This is a genomic window from Burkholderia sp. SIMBA_062, assembly GCF_046534765.1.
Classification (GTDB): Bacteria; Pseudomonadota; Gammaproteobacteria; order Burkholderiales; family Burkholderiaceae; genus Burkholderia; species Burkholderia ambifaria.
On the sequence record NZ_JAWRYD010000318.1, the window covers coordinates 1 to 266 of the forward strand.

Annotated in this window: 1 pseudogene; it reads right to left on the reverse strand. The window is 59.4% G+C overall.

The features are described from left to right. Nucleotides 1-266, reverse strand: a pseudogene (locus SB786_RS36520) (DNA ligase D); the annotation flags it as partial.

The following is a 266-nucleotide window of genomic DNA, read 5'->3' on the forward strand; positions in this document are numbered from 1 at the left end:
CCAGCAGTGTCGGCTGCAGCCAGTGGATGCCTCTACCATCAACACCTTTCGGTGGATTCACTACCGGCACCTTTTTCTGCTCCAACGGCAGCAGTGTCTGCAGGATCGTGGCGAGTGTCGATTCCGTGAAGCCCGTCCCGACCTTGCCGGCGTACTTCAGATCGCCGCTATCCTGGTCGGTTAGCGCAAGGACAAGTGCGCCAAAACCGGTTCTCGCTCCTTTCGGGTCGGTGTAGCCGACGATGACGAACTCCTGGCGATGCTTG